The sequence below is a fragment of the Allobacillus salarius genome (genome assembly GCF_007559425.1).
Classification (GTDB): Bacteria; Bacillota; Bacilli; order Bacillales; family Alkalibacillaceae; genus Allobacillus; species Allobacillus salarius.
Genome location: NZ_VMHE01000001.1, coordinates 18,685 through 38,917, shown reverse-complemented (window position 1 = coordinate 38,917; position 20,233 = coordinate 18,685). Strand labels below are relative to the sequence as shown.

The window sequence follows — 20,233 nt, the reverse complement described above, 5'->3', positions numbered from 1 at the left end:
TGGAGCCCTCGAAGGGAATGAATACTTTTGAAAGACAATGTAACATTGATTGCTACAGCAGCAATGGGGCTCGAAGGTCTTGTCAAAGAAGAAATTAAACAACTAGGATATGTAAACATTCAAACGGAAAATGGCCGTGTCATATTTGAATCCGATTTAGCAGGAATCGCCCGATCGAACATTTGGTTGCGAACTGCCGATCGTATTAAAATTATGATAGGGCAATTTTCCGCTTTTTCGTTTGAAGAACTCTTTGACCAGACATTTGAGCTACCATGGCATGAATGGATTGAAGAAGAAGGATTTATACATGTTGTAGGTAAATCGCACAAATCAAAACTCTATTCGGTACCGGATAGTCAACGAATTGTTAAAAAAGCAATTGTGAAAAAAATTCAAGAACGAAAGAAGATCTATACCGCATTACCTGAAACAGGACCCCGGTATAAAGTGGAAGTTTCTATTTTGAAGGACGAAGTCACTTTATCGCTGGATGCCTCTGGAGCTGGATTGCATAAGAGAGGCTACCGCATAGACCAAGTGGAAGCACCTCTTAAAGAAACATTGGCGGCCGCTTTAATTCAATTGACGAATTGGCGACCGGATCGGACGTTTGTCGACCCATTCGCCGGATCTGGAACAATTCCGATAGAAGCTGCTTTAATCGGTCAAAATATCGCCCCTGGATTTAATCGCAGCTTTGCCGCTGAAGAATGGAATACACTACCACAAGATATTTGGGAGCGGGCTTTGGAAGAAGCTGAGGACTTAGCCAATTATGATCAACCATTGGACATTCAAGGCAGTGATTTAGACCCGAAAGCCATTCAAATTTCCGAGCAGAATGCATTAGAAGCTGGACTAGGAGATTTAATTCAGTTTAAACAAATGCGGGTAGAGGATTTTAAACCTAGAACTGAAGGTGGTTACTTGATCGGAAATCCGCCTTATGGTGACCGGATTGGTGAGAAGAAGGAAGTAGAGAAAATGTACCAATCCATAGGGAATATTATGCATGATCATCCGACCTGGAGTGTTTATCTATTAACTTCGAACGAAAATTTTGAACAGTTATACGGCAAAAAAGCGACGAAGAAAAGAAAACTATTTAATGGATTTATTCGAACGGATTATTATCAATATTTTGGACGAAAACCAAAGTAGGAAGCAGGTGCTTAAACAATGGAATTCACAAAAAAAGAACAATCATTTTTGGATGAATATAAAAAGATTTCACATTACATGGAAGCCAGCAAATTAATTGCTTGGGACCTTCGAACAAAAGCACCTAGAAAAGGCATTAAACAACGTTCCGAAACATTATCTTATTTGTCAGAAAGGCTTCATCAATTACAGACGTCCGATCGAATGAAAGAATTCATTGATGAACTACGCCTTTCTGAAAATCCTTATATCCGACGATCGATTGAGCTCGTTCAACGTGAATATGATTTTCATCATAAAATACCTGTCGAAGAATTCAAAGCGTTCGTTCAATTCACTTCTGAATCCGAATCGGTTTGGCAAGAAGCAAAGGAAAAAGACGACTATTCTATGTTTCAGCCTTATTTAGAAAAAATCGTCGATTATAATATTCTGTTTGCGGATTATTGGGGTTATGAAGGCCATATTTATAATGCACATTTAAAACATTATGAACCGGGCATGACTGTCGATACGTTAGATGGTGTGTTTCCGAAGCTACAAAAAGATTTATCTCGTCTAATTGAACAAGTGAAAGCTTCATCTTTCAAACCACAGATCGATCAAATTACCGTTCAATTCCCGAAAGAAAAGCAAGAGGCATTTGCCTTACATGTACTGGATCAAATGGGGTATGATTTCGAAGCAGGAAGATTGGATGAAACTGTTCACCCTTTTGCGATTGGAATCAATCCGCAAGACGTTCGGGTGACGACAAATTATGATGAATTGGATTTCCGGACAGCTGTATTCGGAACCATTCATGAAGGCGGACACGCTTTGTATGAGCAGGGATTTGATCCTAAGCTTTACGGATTACCGGTTTGCTCAGCAACTTCAATGGGAATACATGAATCACAATCATTATTTTGGGAAAACTTTATTGGAAGAAGTAAAGCATTTTGGAACACGAATTACTCGACGTTTTTAACGTATGCTCCTGAATCTTTTAAAAACCTTACACCAAAAGAGTTTTATCGAGCAATTAATGAAGTGAAACCATCGTTTATTCGAATTGAAGCAGATGAAATGACTTACGCATTACATATTATGCTTCGATATGAAATTGAAAAAGGCTTACTGAATGGTGATTTAAACGTAAAAGATTTACCAGGCATTTGGAATGAGAAAATGAAAGATTACTTAGGAACAGAACCATCCACAGCTCGTGAAGGCGTGTTACAAGACATTCATTGGGCTGGTGGAGACTTTGGCTATTTTCCTTCTTATGCATTGGGTTATATGTATGGAGCCCAGTTTAAACATACACTTGAAAAAGAAGTAAATATAGAACAAGCAATCGAACAAAATGAACTCAAAAAGATCAAAGAATGGTTAAATAAACATATTCACAAGCATGGCAGCATGAAAGAACCTCTCGATTTACTGAAAGACGTAACAGGAGAAGGGTTAAACCATCAATATCTTGTCGAATACTTAACAAACAAGTATTCAGATATCTATGGAATTTCTCTTTCTTAAATCAGTCATGAAATGAAGGAGGAACACCAAAATGGCTATGATTCATTCGATTGGTACAGCTGTTCCCGAACAGCAATTAACACAAGAGGATGCAAAAAACTTTATTAGTTCCTTTGTATCAGATCGGCGATTACGTCGTTTTTTAAACGTGTTTGACCAAGCGGATATCAGTAAACGCCATTTCGTTGTTCATCCTTCTTTTTTTAAAAAACGAAGATCGTTTCAAGAACGGAACAAATTATACGAAGAACACGGAGTTCAACTTGCTTATGAAGCCGTAACCAACTGTATGAACAACCAAAGACAGATACAGCTAGCTGATATTGATGCAATCATAACGGTCAATAGTACAGGCATTTTAACACCCACCTTAGACGCTGAGCTCATCAACCGGTTAGATTTGAACAACCGGATTACACGCCTTCCTTTATTTGGATTAGGTTGTGCAGGTGGCGCCAGTGGGCTGTCTCGTGCGTACGATTATTTGAAAGCGTATCCAACTAAATCGGTTTTATTAGTTGCTACCGAATTGGCGAGTGTCGCTTTTCATCCAGATGACTTAACACCTAAAGATATTGTCGGTGCAGCTATATTTTCAGATGGAGCGGGAGCTGTATTACTGTTGGGAGCGAATCACCCTTCTATTGAAGGCAGCTTACAGTTTCAATTGACCGCCTCCAGTTCGAGAATAAAGAAAAACTCTATGGATCTTATGGGATGGGATGTAAAGGATGATGGGTTTCACGTCATCTTTTCCCGTGAAATACCCGAACTTGTGAATACATTTTGGAAAGACCACTTAGATGATTTTCTTTCTGGTAACAGCGTTGAATTAAGGGATATCAATCAGATGATCGCTCATCCGGGCGGTAAAAAAATACTTAAAAATATTGAAGAACTGCTATATGAACATCAAAATGTTCTACTTTCTTCAACCATTCTACAGCAATACGGAAATATGTCTTCAGCAACCGTCCTTTTTGTATTGGAAGCATTTTTGAATGAAGAAACCTCCAAAAAAGAAGGTAAGAACCTAGTGACCGCATTAGGACCGGGGTTCTCATCTGAAATGCTTTTATTGGAGCGTATAAAATGATTTATCTCGGAATCTGGTTTTATCTCATTCTACAACGACTTCTTGAGTTACGACACGCCAAGTCGAATGAAAAATATCAGAAAGCACAAGGTGCGATAGAGATACAAGATCCTTATTATAAACTGATCGTATGGGTACACACGCTGTTCTTCCTGGCTTTGCTTATTGAAGCGTATAACCACCATCAACTGCAAGCTACTTTATCTGTCATATGGTTTATATGTTTTATCTTGTTACAGCTTTTGCGTTTTTGGTTACTGCAAACGATGGGGCGATTCTGGAATACAAAAGTCATTGTACTGCCTGGCGCAAAACTAGTAAATAAAGGGCTTTTTTGCGTAGTGAAGCATCCTAATTATTGGATTGTGTTCTTTGAATTTATCGTCATTTCATTATTATTTCATGCTTATTGGTCAGCAATTATATTCCCTATCTTACACATTGGACTAATGTCTAAACGAATTCCAATGGAGAACAGAGCTCTAGAAAAATATAACGAGGGAAGGGGAGGATGGTAATGTTTATTTCAGTTGATGAGGCTTATCAAAAATGGAAAGACTCAACCGTCCAGTTTGTAGACTGCCGCTTCGACTTACAAGACCCATCTAAAGGAGAATCAGATTATCGTGCAGCTCATATACCCGGTGCAATTTATTTCAATTTAGATAGTGACCTCAGTGATCCAGTACATGAGCATCGAGTCGGAGGCAGACATCCACTTCCAGAGTGGGGTGCATTTGCTCAAAAATTAGGTGATCGAGGAATTGACAGGAATACCGAAGTCATTATTTATGATGATAACCATGCATTTGCTTCTCGAATGTATTGGATGCTAATGGCAATGGGTCATTCAAGCATTTTCATATTAAATGGGGGTTTCCCGGCATGGAAGTATCGTGATTTTCCTACTGAAAAAGGTACGGTTGAAAAAACACCTGTTGAATACGGAGAATTTCAAGTGAACGAAAAGTTGATGGCCGATCAAAATGAAGTGAAGCAGAAGTTAACAAATGAAGATGTGATTTTAATTGATTCACGAAACGCGGAAAGATATAAAGGAAAAGTTGAACCAATTGATCATAAAGCAGGGCATATTCCAGGCGCTCTGAATTATGATTGGTCACAACTTTTTGAAGAAGGTCAATTAAAAAGCCAGCCGGATATTGAAAAACATTTCCAAGGGATCGACCAAAATAAAGAAGTCATCGTTTACTGCGGTTCTGGTGTAACAGCAACACCGAACGTCTTAGCCTTACAGCAAGCGGGTTATACCAATGTAAAGCTTTATCCAGGAAGTTTCAGTGACTGGATTTCTAACGATGAAAATCCAGTCGATAAAGAAGTATAAGATTAATCAATATAAAAAAGGATGACTACCCGTCAAACTGACTTGTAGCATCCTTTTTTCATTATTGTTTATGGATTTTTTTAGCCAAATACATAAACGGCGTGTCCAGCGCTGAAACAAGAAATTTAATGACATAAGTTGAGATGAAGATTGAGAGCCACACACTGATATCCGTCGTAAGAAAGTGCCAAAATGCAATAACCGAGAAGATTGTCGTATCAATCAACTGACTGATCATTGTACTTAAGTTATTACGTACCCATAAAAATTTCGTTCCTGCAAATTTTTCCTTCAGCTTCGCGAAGATAACGACATCAATGTTTTGACTGACGATATATGCCAGTAAACTGCCGACCGCCACTTGTGGAACAAGATTGAAAATATCAGAAAGTGCTTCATGGGCAACATCTGATTCATGTGGTTGAAATAGCAAGGCAAATTGCATAACAATGGTCATCGTAACCAATGTATAAAAACCTAACCATACTGCTTTCCGTGCTTCAGCTTTACCGTATTTTTCGTTAATGATGTCTGTTGCGAGAAAGATCGTCCCATAAAGGATATTACCTAATGTCGCGATTACACCAAATAATTCAACCGTTTTTAACACTTGCATATTTGCGAGTACAGTTGACATACCTATCCAGACAATCAAACCGTTTTTTCCAAAAATACGGTAGATCAATATGACCATCAAAAAATTGGTCAATGCAAAAATTAACCATAATAATTCGTTTGACATTCAAATCACTCCTTAGTTTTGATTGCGCAGGATTTTGCGAACTGCGTTTAAAGACAACTTTAAGCATAATAAAAATTCAGGAAATAAACAATAGCTAATTCATAAGTTTTATGTTTTACACAAAAAGAAAACTGGCCAAACCTACAACAGGCTTGACCAGTATATATTTTTGTTTATTATTTTTTAGTTACGTTAGCTGCTTGTGGTCCGCGGTCGCCTTCCACAATCTCAAATTCAACGTCTTGACCTTCATCCAATGTTTTGAATCCTTCTTCTTGAATTGCAGAGTAGTGTACGAATACATCGTCTCCACCTTCAACTTGAATGAATCCATAACCTTTTTCAGCATTAAACCATTTTACTACGCCGTTTTCCATTAAATAAATCCTCCTAAAAACTTTCACCTGATGGTGTGTGATATTCACAATAATCATGTAAAGTGACTCATTCGTTCGCAAGATTAATGATTCACCATCTGAAATCCATCAAATCCTTGCCAGAAAAGCCTAAAACCTTCACATCTTTATTGCACTTCCAGTATACTGAATAGTCAGTTTAGCGTCAAGCAATAGCATTATAGCCATAAATCAACGCAGAAAAAGAAGTAAGCAAGAGTTGTATGCACAATAAAGGATCATCCAATTCAAAAGATGAACCGGTGATCCTTTGTATTGCTAACGAACCGATTTAGCACCGAGATACCGCGATTTCCAATAGTTATTTTCTAAATGACTGATCGTGACGCCCGATGAAGCACCTGCATGAATAAACTTCCCGTTACCAAGATAAATGCCGGCATGTGATGGTCCTGGCTGATATGTTTCAAAAAACACTAAATCACCAATGCTCGGTTGAACGACGGATTGTGAGGAATTCCAAATGGCACTGACTGTTCTTGGCAGTGAAATCCCATGCTGTTTATATACATATTGTAAAAATCCACTACAATCAAATCCTGTAGGTGTTTCACCACCCCACACATAAGGTGTTCCAATATAAGTTTGAGCTGTTGCCATAACGGAAGCATGGCTCGCTTGCGTTTGCGTCGTTTTTACTTTTGTAACGGATTGTTCTTTCTTCTTTGGTGAAGAACTCAGTTGTGTCACTTGCTGCCTGTTGGTCGACCTATTGGGAGATTCTACTTGCTGAACAGTCGGTTCAGGTGTACGCATTGTATCCAGTGCCAAATCGAAGCCTTCGATGTTCCCATAACTGGCCAACGCTTCTCTTGTTTTCACTCCGGCAATTCCATCAATCGTAAATTCATAATAACCGAAGTATTTCAGAGCTCGTTGAACGTTCTTAACCCGATTGGACTGTTCACCATATGTTATTTTTTCAGCGTGGCGCCGAATAGATTCGTGATGATGTTGATCCATTTCATCTTCCAAAGCAAGAATAGTTTCATCATTCACTTCACCGCTAACCTCAAGAGCGTGTTCTGATTGAAAGCTCTTTACAGCATGCTCAGTCAAAATATTATAGTTCGGTGTAAACTCGCCTTGATAATGTCTAAGTACTTTTAATTTTCGTTGCAATTCAACAACCGCTTGTTCATGGTCTCCATACTTTAATTGTTTCAGCTCTGATAACTGTTCTTTCGTCTGAGCGTCAACGGGCACATGAAGGATGAGGGGTGAACTGATGGCCAAACTTCCAGCAACGGTTCCCAACAACATTGGTCTTCCTCTTTTTTTGCGTAACATCTTTTCATCACCCTTTGCACTTTGATATTACAACTTTTATGAATGGGCTAGAATATTTATTCGAATATTACTCATTTGTTATATGATTGTCATATTAAAATTATTAACCTCTGCGGATTTTCTCTACCATCCATGTGCAATGTTAGGTACAATATGAATAAGAAACAGGTAGGGAGGCATGTGCGTTGAATAAAAATGAGCAAGCTTATTTAAATTTATGCAAGCAAGTAATGGAAAATGGCTCTGATCGAGATGATCGAACAAAAACAGGTACTAGGTCGATCTTCGGTTATCAAATGCGCTTTGATCTAAAAGAAAACTTTCCATTATTGACAACTAAGAAGGTGCCTCTTCGGTTAATTGTCAGTGAATTGCTTTGGTTTATTAAAGGTGATACAAATATTCGATATTTATTGGAACATAACAACAACATATGGAACGAATGGGCGTTTAAGTCCTGGGTGGAAAGTGATGAATATGACGGACCAGACATGACGGATTTCGGTATCCGGTCACAGAAGGACGGCGTGTTTAAAAAACAGTATGAAGAACAGTTAGCAATCTTCAAAGAAAACATTTTAACGGATGATGCATTTGCTCGTCGCTTTGGTGAGCTAGGAGACGTATATGGAAAACAGTGGCGAGACTGGCGTGGACCGGCGGATGAAACAGTCGATCAACTAAAGCAAGTGATTGAACAAATTAAACAGAACCCTCAATCAAGAAGGTTAATTGTTTCTGCATGGAATCCAATCGATGTGCCATCAATGGCTTTACCGCCTTGTCATACATTATTTCAGTTCTATGTAGATGATGGAAAACTCTCTTGTCAGCTCTACCAAAGAAGTGGCGATGTTTTCCTTGGCATCCCATTTAATATTGCAAGTTACGCGTTATTGACTCACCTTGTCGCGCATGAATGTAACCTTGAGGTCGGTGAATTTATTCATACAATTGGAGATGCTCATATTTACCATAACCATTTCGAACAAGTGAAAACGCTGCTTTCCCGTACGCCAAAAGCGGGACCAACGTTGGCTTTAAATCAAGATAAACAACATATTTTCGATTTTGATGTAGAGGATATTCAAATTAAGGACTATCAACCACACCCACCAATTAAAGCACCTGTCGCTGTTTAAGGAGTGATTACAACATGTATTCATTAATGGTTGCATTTGATGAAAATCAGGTCATTGGCTATCAAAATGGTATGCCATGGCATCTACCGAACGATCTAAAATATTTCAAAAAAGTGACTACTGGCAAACCAATCGTAATGGGACGAAAGACGTTTGAGTCCATTGGTAGACCCTTACCGAATAGAGAGAATATTATTATGACAAGGGATGAAAACTACCAACAAGAAGGATGTACTATCATTCATTCATGGGACGAGCTTGAACGATTTAATGATCATGATGAAATCATTATCATTGGTGGAGCACAGCTATTCGAGAAGGCAATTGACTTTGTTGACCGAATGTATGTCACAATCATCCATGAAACATTTGAAGGAGATACCTATTTCCCAAAAGTCAATTGGAATCACTGGGAGGAAGTGTCCAATCAAAAAGGTATTGTTGATGAAAAAAATAAACACGAACATGATTTTTATGTATACGAACGAAAATAAACCATGAATATTTTGTAAAAAATGAAGCTTATGTTTGCAATATTTCCCCAAATCGGTGAAAATAAGAAGGTAACAGATGAAGAAATGGCAGGTGTAAGCCGTGCATATAGGGATTCCAGGATTGATATTAATTGTATTGATTCTACTTGTATTGTTTGGTCCCAAAAAGCTGCCTGAGTTAGGTAAAGCATTTGGACAAACATTGAAGGAATTCAAAAATTCCACAAAAAATGAAAAAGAAGATGAAAAGGACCATCATCGTTAATTAAAATAAACTAATTTATCATCGCGAGGTGAACGCTATGTCACTTGGAGGAATTGGTATTCCTGGCTTGATTTTAATTCTGATTGTTGCGTTGTTGGTATTTGGACCTTCCAAGCTTCCGGAGATCGGTAAAGCCTTCGGTAGTACCTTGAAAGAATTCAAAAAAGCAACAAACGATTTAGTGAATGATGATTCTTCATCAAAAGATCAAAAAGATACGAATCAAAAAGATCAATTATAAGTTGGGAACTGGAAGGTGTAAGGAACCCCTTACATCTTCTTTTGTTCATAAAACTTTTTTTATCAGGTCGAAATTGTAAGCTTTGTCGTTAGAAGGGTGAAAGATATGGCAAAAAACACACAAACTATTCCAGATGATATGCATTGGACAAGTCATCTAGGGGAATTGAGAAAAAGATTATTCATTTCTCTAGGTGTATTCATTGTTTTTTTTGGTCTCGGATTCTATTTCGCAAAAGATATCTATTTTTATGTTGAAGGTGATGTACCCTTTCAGCTCACAATTTTGAGCCCATTTGAAATTATTTGGGTCTACATTATGATTGCTACGATGGCAGGACTGATGATCACCTTGCCTTTTTTTGGTTTGCAATTATGGTTATTCATAAGTCCAGGGTTGACGAAAAAGGAACGTAAAGTGAGCTTGATGTACATTCCAGCAATGTTCCTTTTATTCGTATTAGGTTTAGCGTTTGGGTTCTTTTTTATTAAAGATTTAATCTTGCATTTTCTATTGGATTTAAGTGAAGGCGTCGTGCAAGAGATGTACACAGCCAAAAACTACTTTAAATTCATAATGCAAACAACAATCCCTTTTGCTCTCTTTTTTGAAGTACCTTTAATTGCTATGTTTCTGACGAGTTTAGGTATTTTAGATCCACAAGTAATGAAGAAGACAAGGAAGTATGCTTATTTAATTCTTGTTATTCTAGGGGCAATGTTATCTCCCCCAGATTTCGTGTTACAGTTACTTGTTGCTGGGCCGCTAATTTTGTTATATGAGATTGCGATATTCATGTCCGGTATCGTTTATCGAAGAAGAATGAAACATTTGAAAGCACTTTATACAGATACTGATGAATAACGTAGGTGAGTAGAATTGAGAAGTTTTTATCATTTTGCCATGAGCTATCGAGGGATCCGGAACCGGCATGATCAGCATAAACAACTGGCTGATTGGATGTTCCATGAACATGATTTTCCAAAGCAAACAACCAGTTACGCAGAGCTAACAGATTACCTTGAATTCAATAGCCCTTTTCCAGAAGCACTATCCGTATTCGACGAAATGTGGTCGGAATACTTAAATTACGAGAATTACTAACGAAGAGCTGTACGCAGAGTCATGAGGTTTGACTAGCTGGGTACAGCTTTTCATTTAAAACAATATTGCTGACGAGAGTAACAAATATCTTGAAACAACACCTGACTATCGTCTAGGATAATAGTAAGGAATAGAGAAGAGGTGAAGGGATGTCCAATCATTTTGTCATGCAATGGAAAATCATTACGGGTGGTCAAGAACGGCGAATCTCTGATGATAACGATTTATTTGAAATAACCTTTGATGGATATCAAATATTTCCAATGGAAGAACCAATTGATATTCAACGCTCCCTTGATTCAGACCAGATTGGCTCTGCAAAAGTTGTCAAATTATCCTTTTCAAAAGGGTTGACCATTTGCCAATATCAATTAATTTCATTGTATAGCGTCAATTAATGACATTATCCTTTCATAATTATGTCGAAAGTATATGTTTCCTGCGGTTTCCCAGGAAATAATAAGGGGAAATATTATGCACATCACAACCGATTGGAATGAGCAGTTAGCTAATGAATTCAACCAAACGTATTTCCAACAATTAATCCAAGAAGTACAGCACGCATATGAGAAAGAATCCGTTTTTCCAGCCAAAGAGGACTTATTCCGAGCGTTCAATGAAACATCTTTTGACCAAACGAAAGTGGTTATCATCGGGCAAGATCCTTACCATGGTGTTAATCAAGCAAACGGATTAAGTTTCTCTGTAGCAAAAGGACAACCGATTCCACCATCACTACGAAACATTTTTAAAGAATTGAGTGACGACATGCAAATAGCCGAACCAACTCATGGTGACTTAACGAGTTGGGCAAATCAAGGAGTTCTTTTGCTGAATTCAGTTTTGACCGTACGGAATGGTGAGGCGTTCTCACACCGACATCTAGGTTGGGAACAATTCACAGACCAGGTCATCGAGAAGATTAGTAAGGATAAAGAAAATGTTGTGTTTATTTTATGGGGAAAGCATGCATTAAAAAAAGGACAAACCATTAATCCGTTTAAACATCTTGTGATCCATTCTGCACATCCAAGTCCTTTATCCGCATATAGAGGTTTCTTTGGAAGCAAACCATTCTCTAAAGCAAATCAGTATTTAGTCGAGAAGAATAAAAATCCAATCGATTGGCGATTATCATAAAATCGCCCATACGTGATAGCTGTCCCACTCGTAGACTATAAGTAGTAGTTTATGAGGAGGTTTTCTTTATGTACCCATTTGGTTTTTATCAACAGCCGCCGGCACAGAAACCACCATTTTTACAACAAGCACTCAATTATTTGCCTATTAAGACACAGGGAGTACCACCATCCCCGATGTCGCAAAACGTAGGCTTGCCAACTTATGCACAGACAGGTAGTCTTGTAAATTCAATTACGAAAGTCCATAAAGGGTTGCAAATTGTTCAACAGGTTTTACCGATTTGGAAACAATACGCACCACTAATTAAAAACGCACCGATGTTAATTGATATGGCTAAAATCATGTTAACGGAAGAGTTAGGGGATCAGGTAGAAGACTCAGAAGCCGAAGAGAATGAAGATGAAGATTATACTTATTCCGCTGAGTCTGATGATCAGCCGCTACAAAAACAAACAGATGTGGTCGAACCTAAGAGTGAGATTGACGGAATTCCAGGACCTAAACTATATATTTAGCTATTCAGAAAGGAGTCAATTATGGAACAACAATTTAAGAAGGCAACATTTGCAGGGGGATGCTTCTGGTGTATGGTCGAACCATTTGATCGGAGACCAGGAATAGAGAAAATCGTTTCTGGCTACACAGGCGGATCTGTGGAGAATCCAACTTATCAAGAAGTGTCTTCAGAAACGACGGGTCACCTTGAAGCAGTCCAAATCACATACAACCCAAATATTTTCCCTTATGATCAATTGTTGGAAATCTACTGGCAACAAATTGATCCAACGGATGCAGAAGGTCAGTTTGCCGATCGAGGGGAGTCTTATAAGCCTGCGATTTTTTATCATGATGATGAACAGAGACAATTAGCCGAGCAATCAAAACAAAAAATGGAAGAGAGTAATAAATTCAATCAACCAATTGTCGTTGAGATTCGTCCAGCAGAAACCTTTTATGAAGCTGAAGAAGAACACCAAGATTATTACAAAAAAAATTCGTTTCATTATCAACTTTATAAAAAGGGATCAGGAAGAAAGCAATTTATCGAGTCCAACTGGAAAAACAAAGATAAAGAAGAACTTCGTAACCGTCTGAATGAAATGCAATACACAGTCACACAAGAAGACGGCACTGAACCACCTTATAAAAACGAATATTGGGATCATGAAGAAGAGGGAATCTATGTAGATATCGTGAGTGGAGAACCACTATTTTCTTCGACAGATAAGTATGATGCTAATTGTGGTTGGCCAAGCTTTACAAAACCGATTGCGCCATTGAATGAAGAGTTGGATACTTCATTTGGTATGCGCAGAGTAGAAGTGCGTAGTGGACATGCTGACTCACACCTTGGCCATGTATTCAATGACGGACCTCAAGACCAAGGCGGAATGAGATATTGCATCAATTCTGCAGCATTACGATTTATTCCAAAAGAAGATTTAGAAAAAGAAGGATATGGAAAGTATAAACAGTTATTTAACTAAGCTCTAAAATCTAATCAAACGTTTGATTGAAAAGAGGTAGAAAAGAAGATGATTCACAAAACATGGAACGATAATCAAACACTTAAAGAAATTACGTGTGTTAATACAGATGCGGAAAAGTTTACCGTTACTGAATGTCTTACTGTAGGGAAGACGTATCAGGTCAAAAATGAAACGGAAGAATTTTATTTTGTGATTGATGATACAGGTAAAATGGGCGGATTCTACAAAAACTATTTTGAAGAATAAACTGTTTAGCATAAAAAAGAGAGTTACACAAACTACTGTAGTCATTCTTTGTGAATGAACAACAGTGGGGTGTACTCTCTTTTTTAATGATTATATATAATAATTCGCCAAGAAAATTCCTAACATATCTTCATAAATATCATCAAATTGACTGATGGGTAGAGGATTGACACCTTTACCTAATTCAATCGTATAACCTGGTCTTCGAAAATCTTGAATAAACCAATCTTTATAGCCTGCATGGCTATCAACATATCGAATCGGTGTGTACGAACTGACTCGTTGATACTCTAATACGATCTGTTCCGCTTCAGGTGGCTCAAAACCTTCATATCCCCAAAAAATGACTTCACCCTGTGTATGAAGCGCAAGAACTCGGTCAAATTGCTCTGCAAGCGCGAGATTGTATAAAGCTAATGCTTCTGGTTCGGTTAACGGACCGTAACCGGGAAAGTTTCGTGGTTGAGGTGTTTTAGGCTTTCGTTGTTGCTCGATCATCCAACCTGCAGGATACTGATTGTTCAAGTCAACCCCTCTAATATTGGCCTTCCATGTACGAAAGTCTGTGCTTCCATTATTAATTTCAATCACTTGATCACGAATTTCTTGATCGTTCGGTAATTGGCCATTTACTAAATCGACACCATCAGGATTTACTAATGGGACAATTGAAAGGCGTACATCTCTAAAAAATGCATTCATATCAATCCCCCGAATGGGCTCTTGATCAACCATTGCATGTGCATAATCTTCTATGAATGCCATAATCACATTTGTCGTAATCGACTCATTTGCATGAAAGGATCCATTGATATGCACAAGCTTATTTCCTGTCCCGATATGCAGCTCATAAATCGGCTTACCTAAAACGGACTCCCCAATCGTTTGAAGTTCCATAAAAGGATAACGTGAGATGAGCAACATCAACTCATCTTCAACACGGTCGGATGTATATGATTTGTGCACATCTGTAATTCGTTGTTCTGTTAACTCGGGAATGCGCACGGTTTGACCGACTTCAAGTTCTCTCGGATCGACCTGGTTACTAATTAATAATTGATCCAGAGGCACATCATACTCTATCCCTATTCGATAAAGCGTATCACCTGATTGGATGATATGAGTAGTTGTTTCATAACCAGGTATTTTTACAACTTGACCTGGAATCAACTGATCAGGTTCTAAAAAGCGGTTGGATTTCACTAATAAATCCAGTGAAATGCCAAACGTTTGTGAAAGACGGAAAAACGTCATTTCAGGTTGAACAATAATTTCCAAAAATATCCCTCCAAATGTATGATCAATCCTTGGGTGATTGAACGGGTAAATAATAAGCCAACCTATAAAAAAGCCCAATGAACTGATATAGAATATGCGACCGATGGAGGACTGTTGCAACTTTAACGAAAAGTACATATAATTTTCATGGAGAGGGTTTATTTCTGTTTGGTGGTTGTTTAAAATAGTGGTAGGATAAAGATATATATGAATAAGGAGGAATTATTGTGGCATTTGTCATTACATCACCGTGTAAAGATGAAAGAGCGGGTGAATGCGTTGAAGTATGTCCTGTAGACTGTATTGAAGAAGGTAAGGACATGTTCTATATAGATCCGGATATTTGTATCGACTGTGGAGCTTGTGAAGCTGTTTGCCCAGTTGAAGCTATTTATCATGAGGATGAAGTTCCTGCGGAAGAAACTGAATACATCGAGCTAAACAGAAGGTTCTTCCAAGAGTAGTAACCCATTGAAACAAAGCAAGAGGCTGGATGTTTATTCAGCCTCTTTTTAGTGTATAAATTCAGCAAGAAATCTTTCATTAAAAACATACATAGGGGAATCCATATGATTTATACAGATAACTTCCGAAAATCAGAACAATATTTTTCAATTGTCCGGTGGCTCATGTTTATCGGAGTAACTTTTCTTGTTTACTATTCAACATATCTTGATTACCTCAAATCACAAGAGGATTTATTTTTATACTTCATTGGATTCGCTTTCGCTTATACAATAGTCATCCAAGTCATTTTGTGGATCAAGCCATTATTCCACAAGTTCCATCGCGTATTTGCTGTCGTTTCAGTCGGCATGGATTTAGTCGCCATATTGTGGTTAGTTCTAATCACTGGTGGCGTTAATAGTCTATTTTCGCCTTTTTTGCTGCTTGTCATTATTCACGGTCTCATATACTGGCGCCTCATCGGGTTTCTTTTCATCTTTGGATTGATCTTCATTGGATTTACAGGCATCTGGATCTTTCAAGAGCAATATACGGACGGATGGCACTTATGGGTATACGGTTTTCATATGATTTTTCTAGCGTTAGTAGGAATTTCATTATTCATCGTCACAAAGCAACGGAAACCGGAACCACGTGAGATTCACTATTTTGATGATGCGGTCGTTAAAGATCCTCTAACTGGTTTGTATAATCACCGTTCTTTTCACAATACTACGGAAAAGCTCGTACAGAACGAATGGAAGTTTGCACTTATTTTAATTGATATAGATGAATTTGATCATCTTAATCAGAAATATGGTTACATTATTGGTGACCACATTTTAACTGCATTTGGTCATACACTTAGACATTCCATTTCACGCAATGACGGCTACTGCTTCCGTTACGGTGGCGAGGATTTTGCTGTTCTAGCTTTTTCAACGGATTTACAAGAAATCCAAAAAGCCATCACATTCTGGAATAATGACTTTAACACGAACCTCGAATCGATAAAAGAACTTGAAGGTGAACAGGTTACACTCAGCTACGGTATCGCAATCAATGAGAAAGACGATACGAAAGAAGACCTGTTAAACCGAGCAACGAACCATTTGCGACTTGCTAAGCAAAAAGGTAAGAACCAAATTGTGCATGATTAAAAGCTGAAACAATCTAGAAAAACGACAAGACTAGGGAGATCGAGAAAATGAGTAATCAAGTAATGAACAAATCAAACACGATTAATTTCGATCCATTATTAAAAATATTGTCAGAGAATGAATACAATGAACTGAACGATAAAGTGATTGACTTGTATGAAAAGTGGCAGAAGAAGGAAGTGACCATTGGATTTACCGGCCATTTTTCCGCTGGTAAATCTTCGATGGTTAATGCCCTTTTAGGTGAAACAATCTTACCTTCAAGTCCGATCCCAACGAGTGCGAATATTGTAGAGATTAGGGCAGGAGAAGATAAGGCTGTTTATCAATTGAATGATGGTACATATACAGAAGATGACCATGTTAATGAGCAACGAATTAAACAGCTATCTAAAAATGGCGACATCGTCCAGTCCGTTCAAATTTATAAACAAAATGACTTTTTGCGTGACCAAGTGACGATTATGGACACTCCAGGTATTGACTCTTCGGACGACGCCGAGTTTGACTGTACGTTAAATCAAATTCATTTAATTGATTTATTTATTTATGTAATGGATTACAATCATGTGCTGTCTGAAGTGAACTTTCGATTTTTAAAAGAGTTGGAACGACGAGAAGTTCCTTATATGATCGTGATTAACCAAATCGATAAACATCGCGAGAAAGAGTTGCTGTTTGATTCATATAAACAACGATTAAGAGTCACCTATGAAGAATGGAGCTTGTATCCAGAAGCTATGTTTTTTACTTCCTTGAAGGATACAGAATCTCCATTGAATCAATTTCATGTATTTAAAGATACGTTACAACAGCGAATGGTGGAATTACCGAATCAGTTAGATTCAAAAATAAAACGAGAGTTAGACTTAATCATCGAACAGTGGGAAAGCGACCATTCAGGAAACACGGGGCAAGAACAATTGTTGAACCGTTTAGAGTTGATTGAAGAACAGAAAGAAAACATCCAACACAAAATAACTACTGTTAAACAGTCGCTTCAGAAAGAGTTGGATGCCATTTTATCTAATGCTTATTTAATGACCTTTGAAACACGAGAGTTAGCAAAGGAATACTTAATTTCTCAGCAACAGAACTTTAAAGTCGGTGGTCTTTTTGCTAAGAAAAAGACCGAAGCAGCAAAACAAGAAAGAATGGATCAATTTTTACATCAATTAAACAGCCGTATTCAATCGGAAATGGTGTGGGCTGTGCGTTCCCAATTAGAAGAGAATGTACGTGAGCTTACGAATGAAAAGGAACTTCTACAGCAAGTTCAAGAAATTTCGTTTCAAGCAGACCAAGAGTTAATTCAAAGTAACGTAAACCCGTCTGCCCAAGTTACGGGTGATTACGTATTGATTTATACGAAAGCGTTACACCAATCGATTCAGCAACAATTGATTCAAAAGTTTCTTCCATTGATCGAATCCATTAGTGAAAAGAAGTCATCTGAATTCGATCGTCAACTAGATGAGCTTGTTCAGGAACAGAATTCGATCCGTGCAGAGACCAATCAAGATTTTGTCAAAGAAATCAAACAAGTGATCACTCAATTACGGAGTCAGTTGTTTGAACCGAATGATACGCAACAGACTAATGAGGAAACAAACAAGGCGTGGCAAGAAAAGGTGAGTCACCGGAAGAAGAAAAGTCTTGAAAAACTCGTTCAGGCAGCAGATAATCATCAAACGGACGAAACAAATACTCCGAATGAACCATTCATGAAAGAAATTTCCAATCAATCATTGGATTATACGCAAATTGAATCTGATACGGAGGCAATCATTCACCAAGCTGAACAACTGCCTATTATCGAGCAACTGACAACGAAGTTAAAAACTCGTTTTAAACAGGTGCAAGAAAAAGAATATACGGTTGCACTATTCGGAGCTTTCAGTGCGGGTAAGTCATCGTTTGCCAATGTTATGCTCGGGGATTCATTATTACCAGTTTCACCTAACCCGACAACTGCGGCTATTAATAAAATCAGACCAGTGTCGAATGATCATGAGCACGGAAAAGTTATCGTACGTTTTAAATCGGATGAAATGCTTCAAGAACAATTACAACAAATCCTTGAACCATATACACGGAAGAAGTTTACGAGTATTCCAGAGATCACGAAATATTTAAAAAAAGAATGGGATACATTAAGAACTTACTTTGAACGAACGGAAGCTTCTTTTATTGATGCGTATTTAAAAGGAATTCAACAAGCGAAAACATGGCTTAGTCAAACAAAAGAAGAAACATTAAATACCTTTTCAGACTATGTCACAAAAGAACATATATCTTGTTTTGTCCAAGAAGTCGAGATCTTCTATGATTGTGCATTGACAAAAGAAGGAATCACTCTCGTAGATACACCCGGAGCGGATTCAATTCATGCAAGACATACGAATGTTTCACTTCAATATATAAGACAAGCGGATGTTATTTTATATGTCAATTATTATAACCATGCTTTTTCACGTGCTGACCGTGAATTTTTGAGACAACTAGGTCGACTTAGTCAGACAATCACTGCCGGGAAAATGTTTTTCGTATTAAATGCAGCCGATTTAGCGGATTCAGAACAAGAATTAAATGACGTTAAAAACTATTTGAAATCCCAGCTAAAACAATACGGAATTGGACAACCAGCAATATTCCCAATCTCCAGTAAAGAGCTTTTGACAGAACAACCAGCCGAATTTGCTGTTCAACAACTAGATCAACTTCAAACAGTTTTTTATCAGTTTATGGATTTGGGTGCGAAAGGAATTGTCTTTCAAAACCTTATTGGTGAACTATCTCATTTACAACAATTCATTGCTGAAACGATTCGGGAAGCAAGTTTGACTGAATCCGAAAAGCAAGCAACATTGTCGAAAGGATTAAATGAAAGAAATGAACTTGAATCGAAGCTCGCTAGCTATGATAGCGGTGTATTAGAAAACCAGCTCACGCAAGAAGCCACTGAACTAACCCACTATTTAGCGGAGCGAATCGATATCCAGTCCATTGAATGGTTGAAGGCAACGATTAATCCAGCAGTGATTCAATCTAATGGCAAAAAAGGAAAAGAAGAGCTAGCCAGTGCATTACAACAAACTATTCAATTCATTCGACAAAAATTAACGAAAGAATGGTATGAAATTGACATTTTACTGGATGATCAAATGAATCGGATCAAAAATCAGTTAATTGATGTATTCAATGAATTTATTGAAATAAGTTTTCCGCATGAAAAGTTATTTTTCGAAACGGAAGATTATACCGGTACAGAATTACCAGCTTTCACATTTCAAATGACGGATGATGAAAAGAAATCATTCTTGAAATACTTTAAAAACAAAAAGGACTTTTTTGAAAGAGATGCCCGAAACGAATTATTTGAAGAAATGACCCAGTGGATCGGTAATAAAAAAACAGAAGTCATTCAACAGTTTAATGAGAAATTACACAGTTCTTTCGTGAAAAAGCTACACGAAACAAAAGAGCGATTGATCAACGAAACGTTGGAAAACATCGACTTAGAACGGAAACATAAACAATTAATCTTTGAAAGTCAGGAAGTCATCTCATCATTAGAACAGCTACAAACCAATCTAAATGAAGTTCTTGCTGAGCATCAGTCCATGTAATTTGTAATCGACAAAAA

General features: G+C 37.7%; 23 protein-coding genes. 19 read left to right on the top strand and 4 right to left on the bottom strand.

The features are described 5' to 3' along the window. The first annotated feature begins 27 nt into the window (after positions 1 to 27). From FPQ13_RS00210 to FPQ13_RS00190, 5 genes are read left to right on the top strand one after another with little or no spacing between them, the layout of a single operon-like run. A complete protein-coding gene (locus FPQ13_RS00210; RefSeq protein ID WP_246065281.1) occupies positions 28 to 1,164 on the top strand; it encodes a THUMP domain-containing class I SAM-dependent RNA methyltransferase in 1,137 nt (378 codons plus the stop codon). 18 nt (positions 1,165 to 1,182) lie between these two features. Next, entirely contained in the window at positions 1,183 to 2,685 is a 1,503-nt protein-coding gene (locus FPQ13_RS00205) for a carboxypeptidase M32 (protein ID WP_144087287.1), read from the top strand. A 31-nt stretch (positions 2,686 to 2,716) separates the two neighbouring features. Next, on the top strand, positions 2,717 to 3,781 hold the full coding sequence (locus FPQ13_RS00200) for a type III polyketide synthase (RefSeq protein ID WP_144087286.1): 1,065 nt from the start codon (positions 2,717 to 2,719) through the stop codon (positions 3,779 to 3,781). Beyond that, positions 3,778 to 4,299, top strand: coding sequence for an isoprenylcysteine carboxyl methyltransferase family protein (locus FPQ13_RS00195; RefSeq protein WP_144087285.1), 522 nt, complete (start codon positions 3,778 to 3,780; stop codon positions 4,297 to 4,299). The genes FPQ13_RS00200 and FPQ13_RS00195 overlap by 4 nt, the downstream gene beginning before the upstream one ends. Next, positions 4,299 to 5,129, top strand: a complete 831-nt coding sequence (locus FPQ13_RS00190) for a sulfurtransferase (RefSeq protein WP_144087284.1) — start codon at positions 4,299 to 4,301, stop codon at positions 5,127 to 5,129. The genes FPQ13_RS00195 and FPQ13_RS00190 overlap by 1 nt, the downstream gene beginning before the upstream one ends. Before the next feature lie 61 nt (positions 5,130 to 5,190). Here the strand turns inward: FPQ13_RS00190 and FPQ13_RS00185 are convergent, their stop codons facing one another. The 3 genes from FPQ13_RS00185 to FPQ13_RS00175 all read right to left on the bottom strand — a co-directional run bounded on the left by FPQ13_RS00185 (position 5,191) and on the right by FPQ13_RS00175 (position 7,577). Further along, entirely contained in the window at positions 5,191 to 5,871 is a 681-nt protein-coding gene (locus FPQ13_RS00185) for a queuosine precursor transporter (RefSeq protein ID WP_144087283.1), read from the bottom strand. A gap of 176 nt (positions 5,872 to 6,047) precedes the next feature. Beyond that, complete coding sequence (locus tag FPQ13_RS00180; protein ID WP_144087282.1) at positions 6,048 to 6,248, bottom strand: cold-shock protein; 201 nt, start codon at positions 6,246 to 6,248, stop codon at positions 6,048 to 6,050. A 297-nt stretch (positions 6,249 to 6,545) separates the two neighbouring features. Beyond that, entirely contained in the window at positions 6,546 to 7,577 is a 1,032-nt protein-coding gene (locus FPQ13_RS00175) for a C40 family peptidase (protein WP_144087281.1), read from the bottom strand. A gap of 185 nt (positions 7,578 to 7,762) precedes the next feature. Between FPQ13_RS00175 and FPQ13_RS00170 the strand changes: the two genes are divergently transcribed. From FPQ13_RS00170 to FPQ13_RS00120, 11 genes are all read left to right on the top strand, one after another. After that, entirely contained in the window at positions 7,763 to 8,719 is a 957-nt protein-coding gene (locus tag FPQ13_RS00170; RefSeq protein WP_144087280.1) for a thymidylate synthase, read from the top strand. A gap of 14 nt (positions 8,720 to 8,733) precedes the next feature. Beyond that, positions 8,734 to 9,213, top strand: coding sequence for a dihydrofolate reductase (locus FPQ13_RS00165; RefSeq protein WP_144087279.1), 480 nt, complete (start codon positions 8,734 to 8,736; stop codon positions 9,211 to 9,213). Between the two features lie 100 nt (positions 9,214 to 9,313). Beyond that, positions 9,314 to 9,478 (top strand): twin-arginine translocase TatA/TatE family subunit, encoded by a 165-nt coding sequence (tatA, locus tag FPQ13_RS00160; protein ID WP_144087278.1) that lies wholly within the window; start codon positions 9,314 to 9,316, stop codon positions 9,476 to 9,478. Between the two features lie 37 nt (positions 9,479 to 9,515). Beyond that, positions 9,516 to 9,719 carry a twin-arginine translocase TatA/TatE family subunit gene (tatA, locus tag FPQ13_RS00155; RefSeq protein WP_144087277.1) on the top strand — a complete coding sequence of 68 codons (204 nt, stop codon included), beginning with the start codon at positions 9,516 to 9,518 and terminating at the stop codon, positions 9,717 to 9,719. A 105-nt stretch (positions 9,720 to 9,824) separates the two neighbouring features. Continuing rightward, positions 9,825 to 10,583, top strand: coding sequence for a twin-arginine translocase subunit TatC (gene tatC / locus FPQ13_RS00150; RefSeq protein ID WP_144087276.1), 759 nt, complete (start codon positions 9,825 to 9,827; stop codon positions 10,581 to 10,583). Positions 10,584 to 10,598: 15 nt separating this feature from the next. After that, the gene (locus FPQ13_RS00145; RefSeq protein ID WP_144087275.1) at positions 10,599 to 10,823 is read left to right on the top strand and encodes a YozE family protein; all 225 of its coding nucleotides are present in this window, start codon (positions 10,599 to 10,601) and stop codon (positions 10,821 to 10,823) included. A 149-nt stretch (positions 10,824 to 10,972) separates the two neighbouring features. After that, entirely contained in the window at positions 10,973 to 11,221 is a 249-nt protein-coding gene (locus tag FPQ13_RS00140) for a DUF2584 family protein (RefSeq protein ID WP_144087274.1), read from the top strand. 76 nt (positions 11,222 to 11,297) lie between these two features. Then, positions 11,298 to 11,963: a uracil-DNA glycosylase gene (locus FPQ13_RS00135; protein ID WP_144087273.1), complete on the top strand. Its 666-nt coding sequence runs from the start codon at positions 11,298 to 11,300 to the stop codon at positions 11,961 to 11,963. Positions 11,964 to 12,031: 68 nt separating this feature from the next. Then, positions 12,032 to 12,481, top strand: a complete 450-nt coding sequence (gene vrrA / locus FPQ13_RS00130) for a VrrA/YqfQ family protein (protein WP_144087272.1) — start codon at positions 12,032 to 12,034, stop codon at positions 12,479 to 12,481. 21 nt (positions 12,482 to 12,502) lie between these two features. After that, positions 12,503 to 13,453 carry a peptide-methionine (S)-S-oxide reductase MsrA gene (gene msrA / locus FPQ13_RS00125; RefSeq protein WP_144087271.1) on the top strand — a complete coding sequence of 317 codons (951 nt, stop codon included), beginning with the start codon at positions 12,503 to 12,505 and terminating at the stop codon, positions 13,451 to 13,453. Between the two features lie 48 nt (positions 13,454 to 13,501). After that, entirely contained in the window at positions 13,502 to 13,702 is a 201-nt protein-coding gene (locus FPQ13_RS00120; protein ID WP_144087270.1) for a DUF6501 family protein, read from the top strand. A gap of 90 nt (positions 13,703 to 13,792) precedes the next feature. Here FPQ13_RS00120 and FPQ13_RS00115 read toward each other — a convergent pair whose 3' ends face one another. Next, complete coding sequence (locus FPQ13_RS00115) at positions 13,793 to 14,980, bottom strand: M14 family metallopeptidase (RefSeq protein WP_144087269.1); 1,188 nt, start codon at positions 14,978 to 14,980, stop codon at positions 13,793 to 13,795. Positions 14,981 to 15,207: 227 nt separating this feature from the next. Between FPQ13_RS00115 and FPQ13_RS00110 the strand changes: the two genes are divergently transcribed. From FPQ13_RS00110 to FPQ13_RS00100, 3 genes are all read left to right on the top strand, one after another. Further along, positions 15,208 to 15,444: a ferredoxin family protein gene (locus FPQ13_RS00110; RefSeq protein WP_144087268.1), complete on the top strand. Its 237-nt coding sequence runs from the start codon at positions 15,208 to 15,210 to the stop codon at positions 15,442 to 15,444. 105 nt (positions 15,445 to 15,549) lie between these two features. Next, positions 15,550 to 16,587 (top strand): GGDEF domain-containing protein, encoded by a 1,038-nt coding sequence (locus FPQ13_RS00105; RefSeq protein WP_144087267.1) that lies wholly within the window; start codon positions 15,550 to 15,552, stop codon positions 16,585 to 16,587. A gap of 47 nt (positions 16,588 to 16,634) precedes the next feature. Further along, a complete protein-coding gene (locus tag FPQ13_RS00100; protein WP_144087266.1) occupies positions 16,635 to 20,216 on the top strand; it encodes a dynamin family protein in 3,582 nt (1,193 codons plus the stop codon). Positions 20,217 to 20,233: the final 17 nt, after the last annotated feature.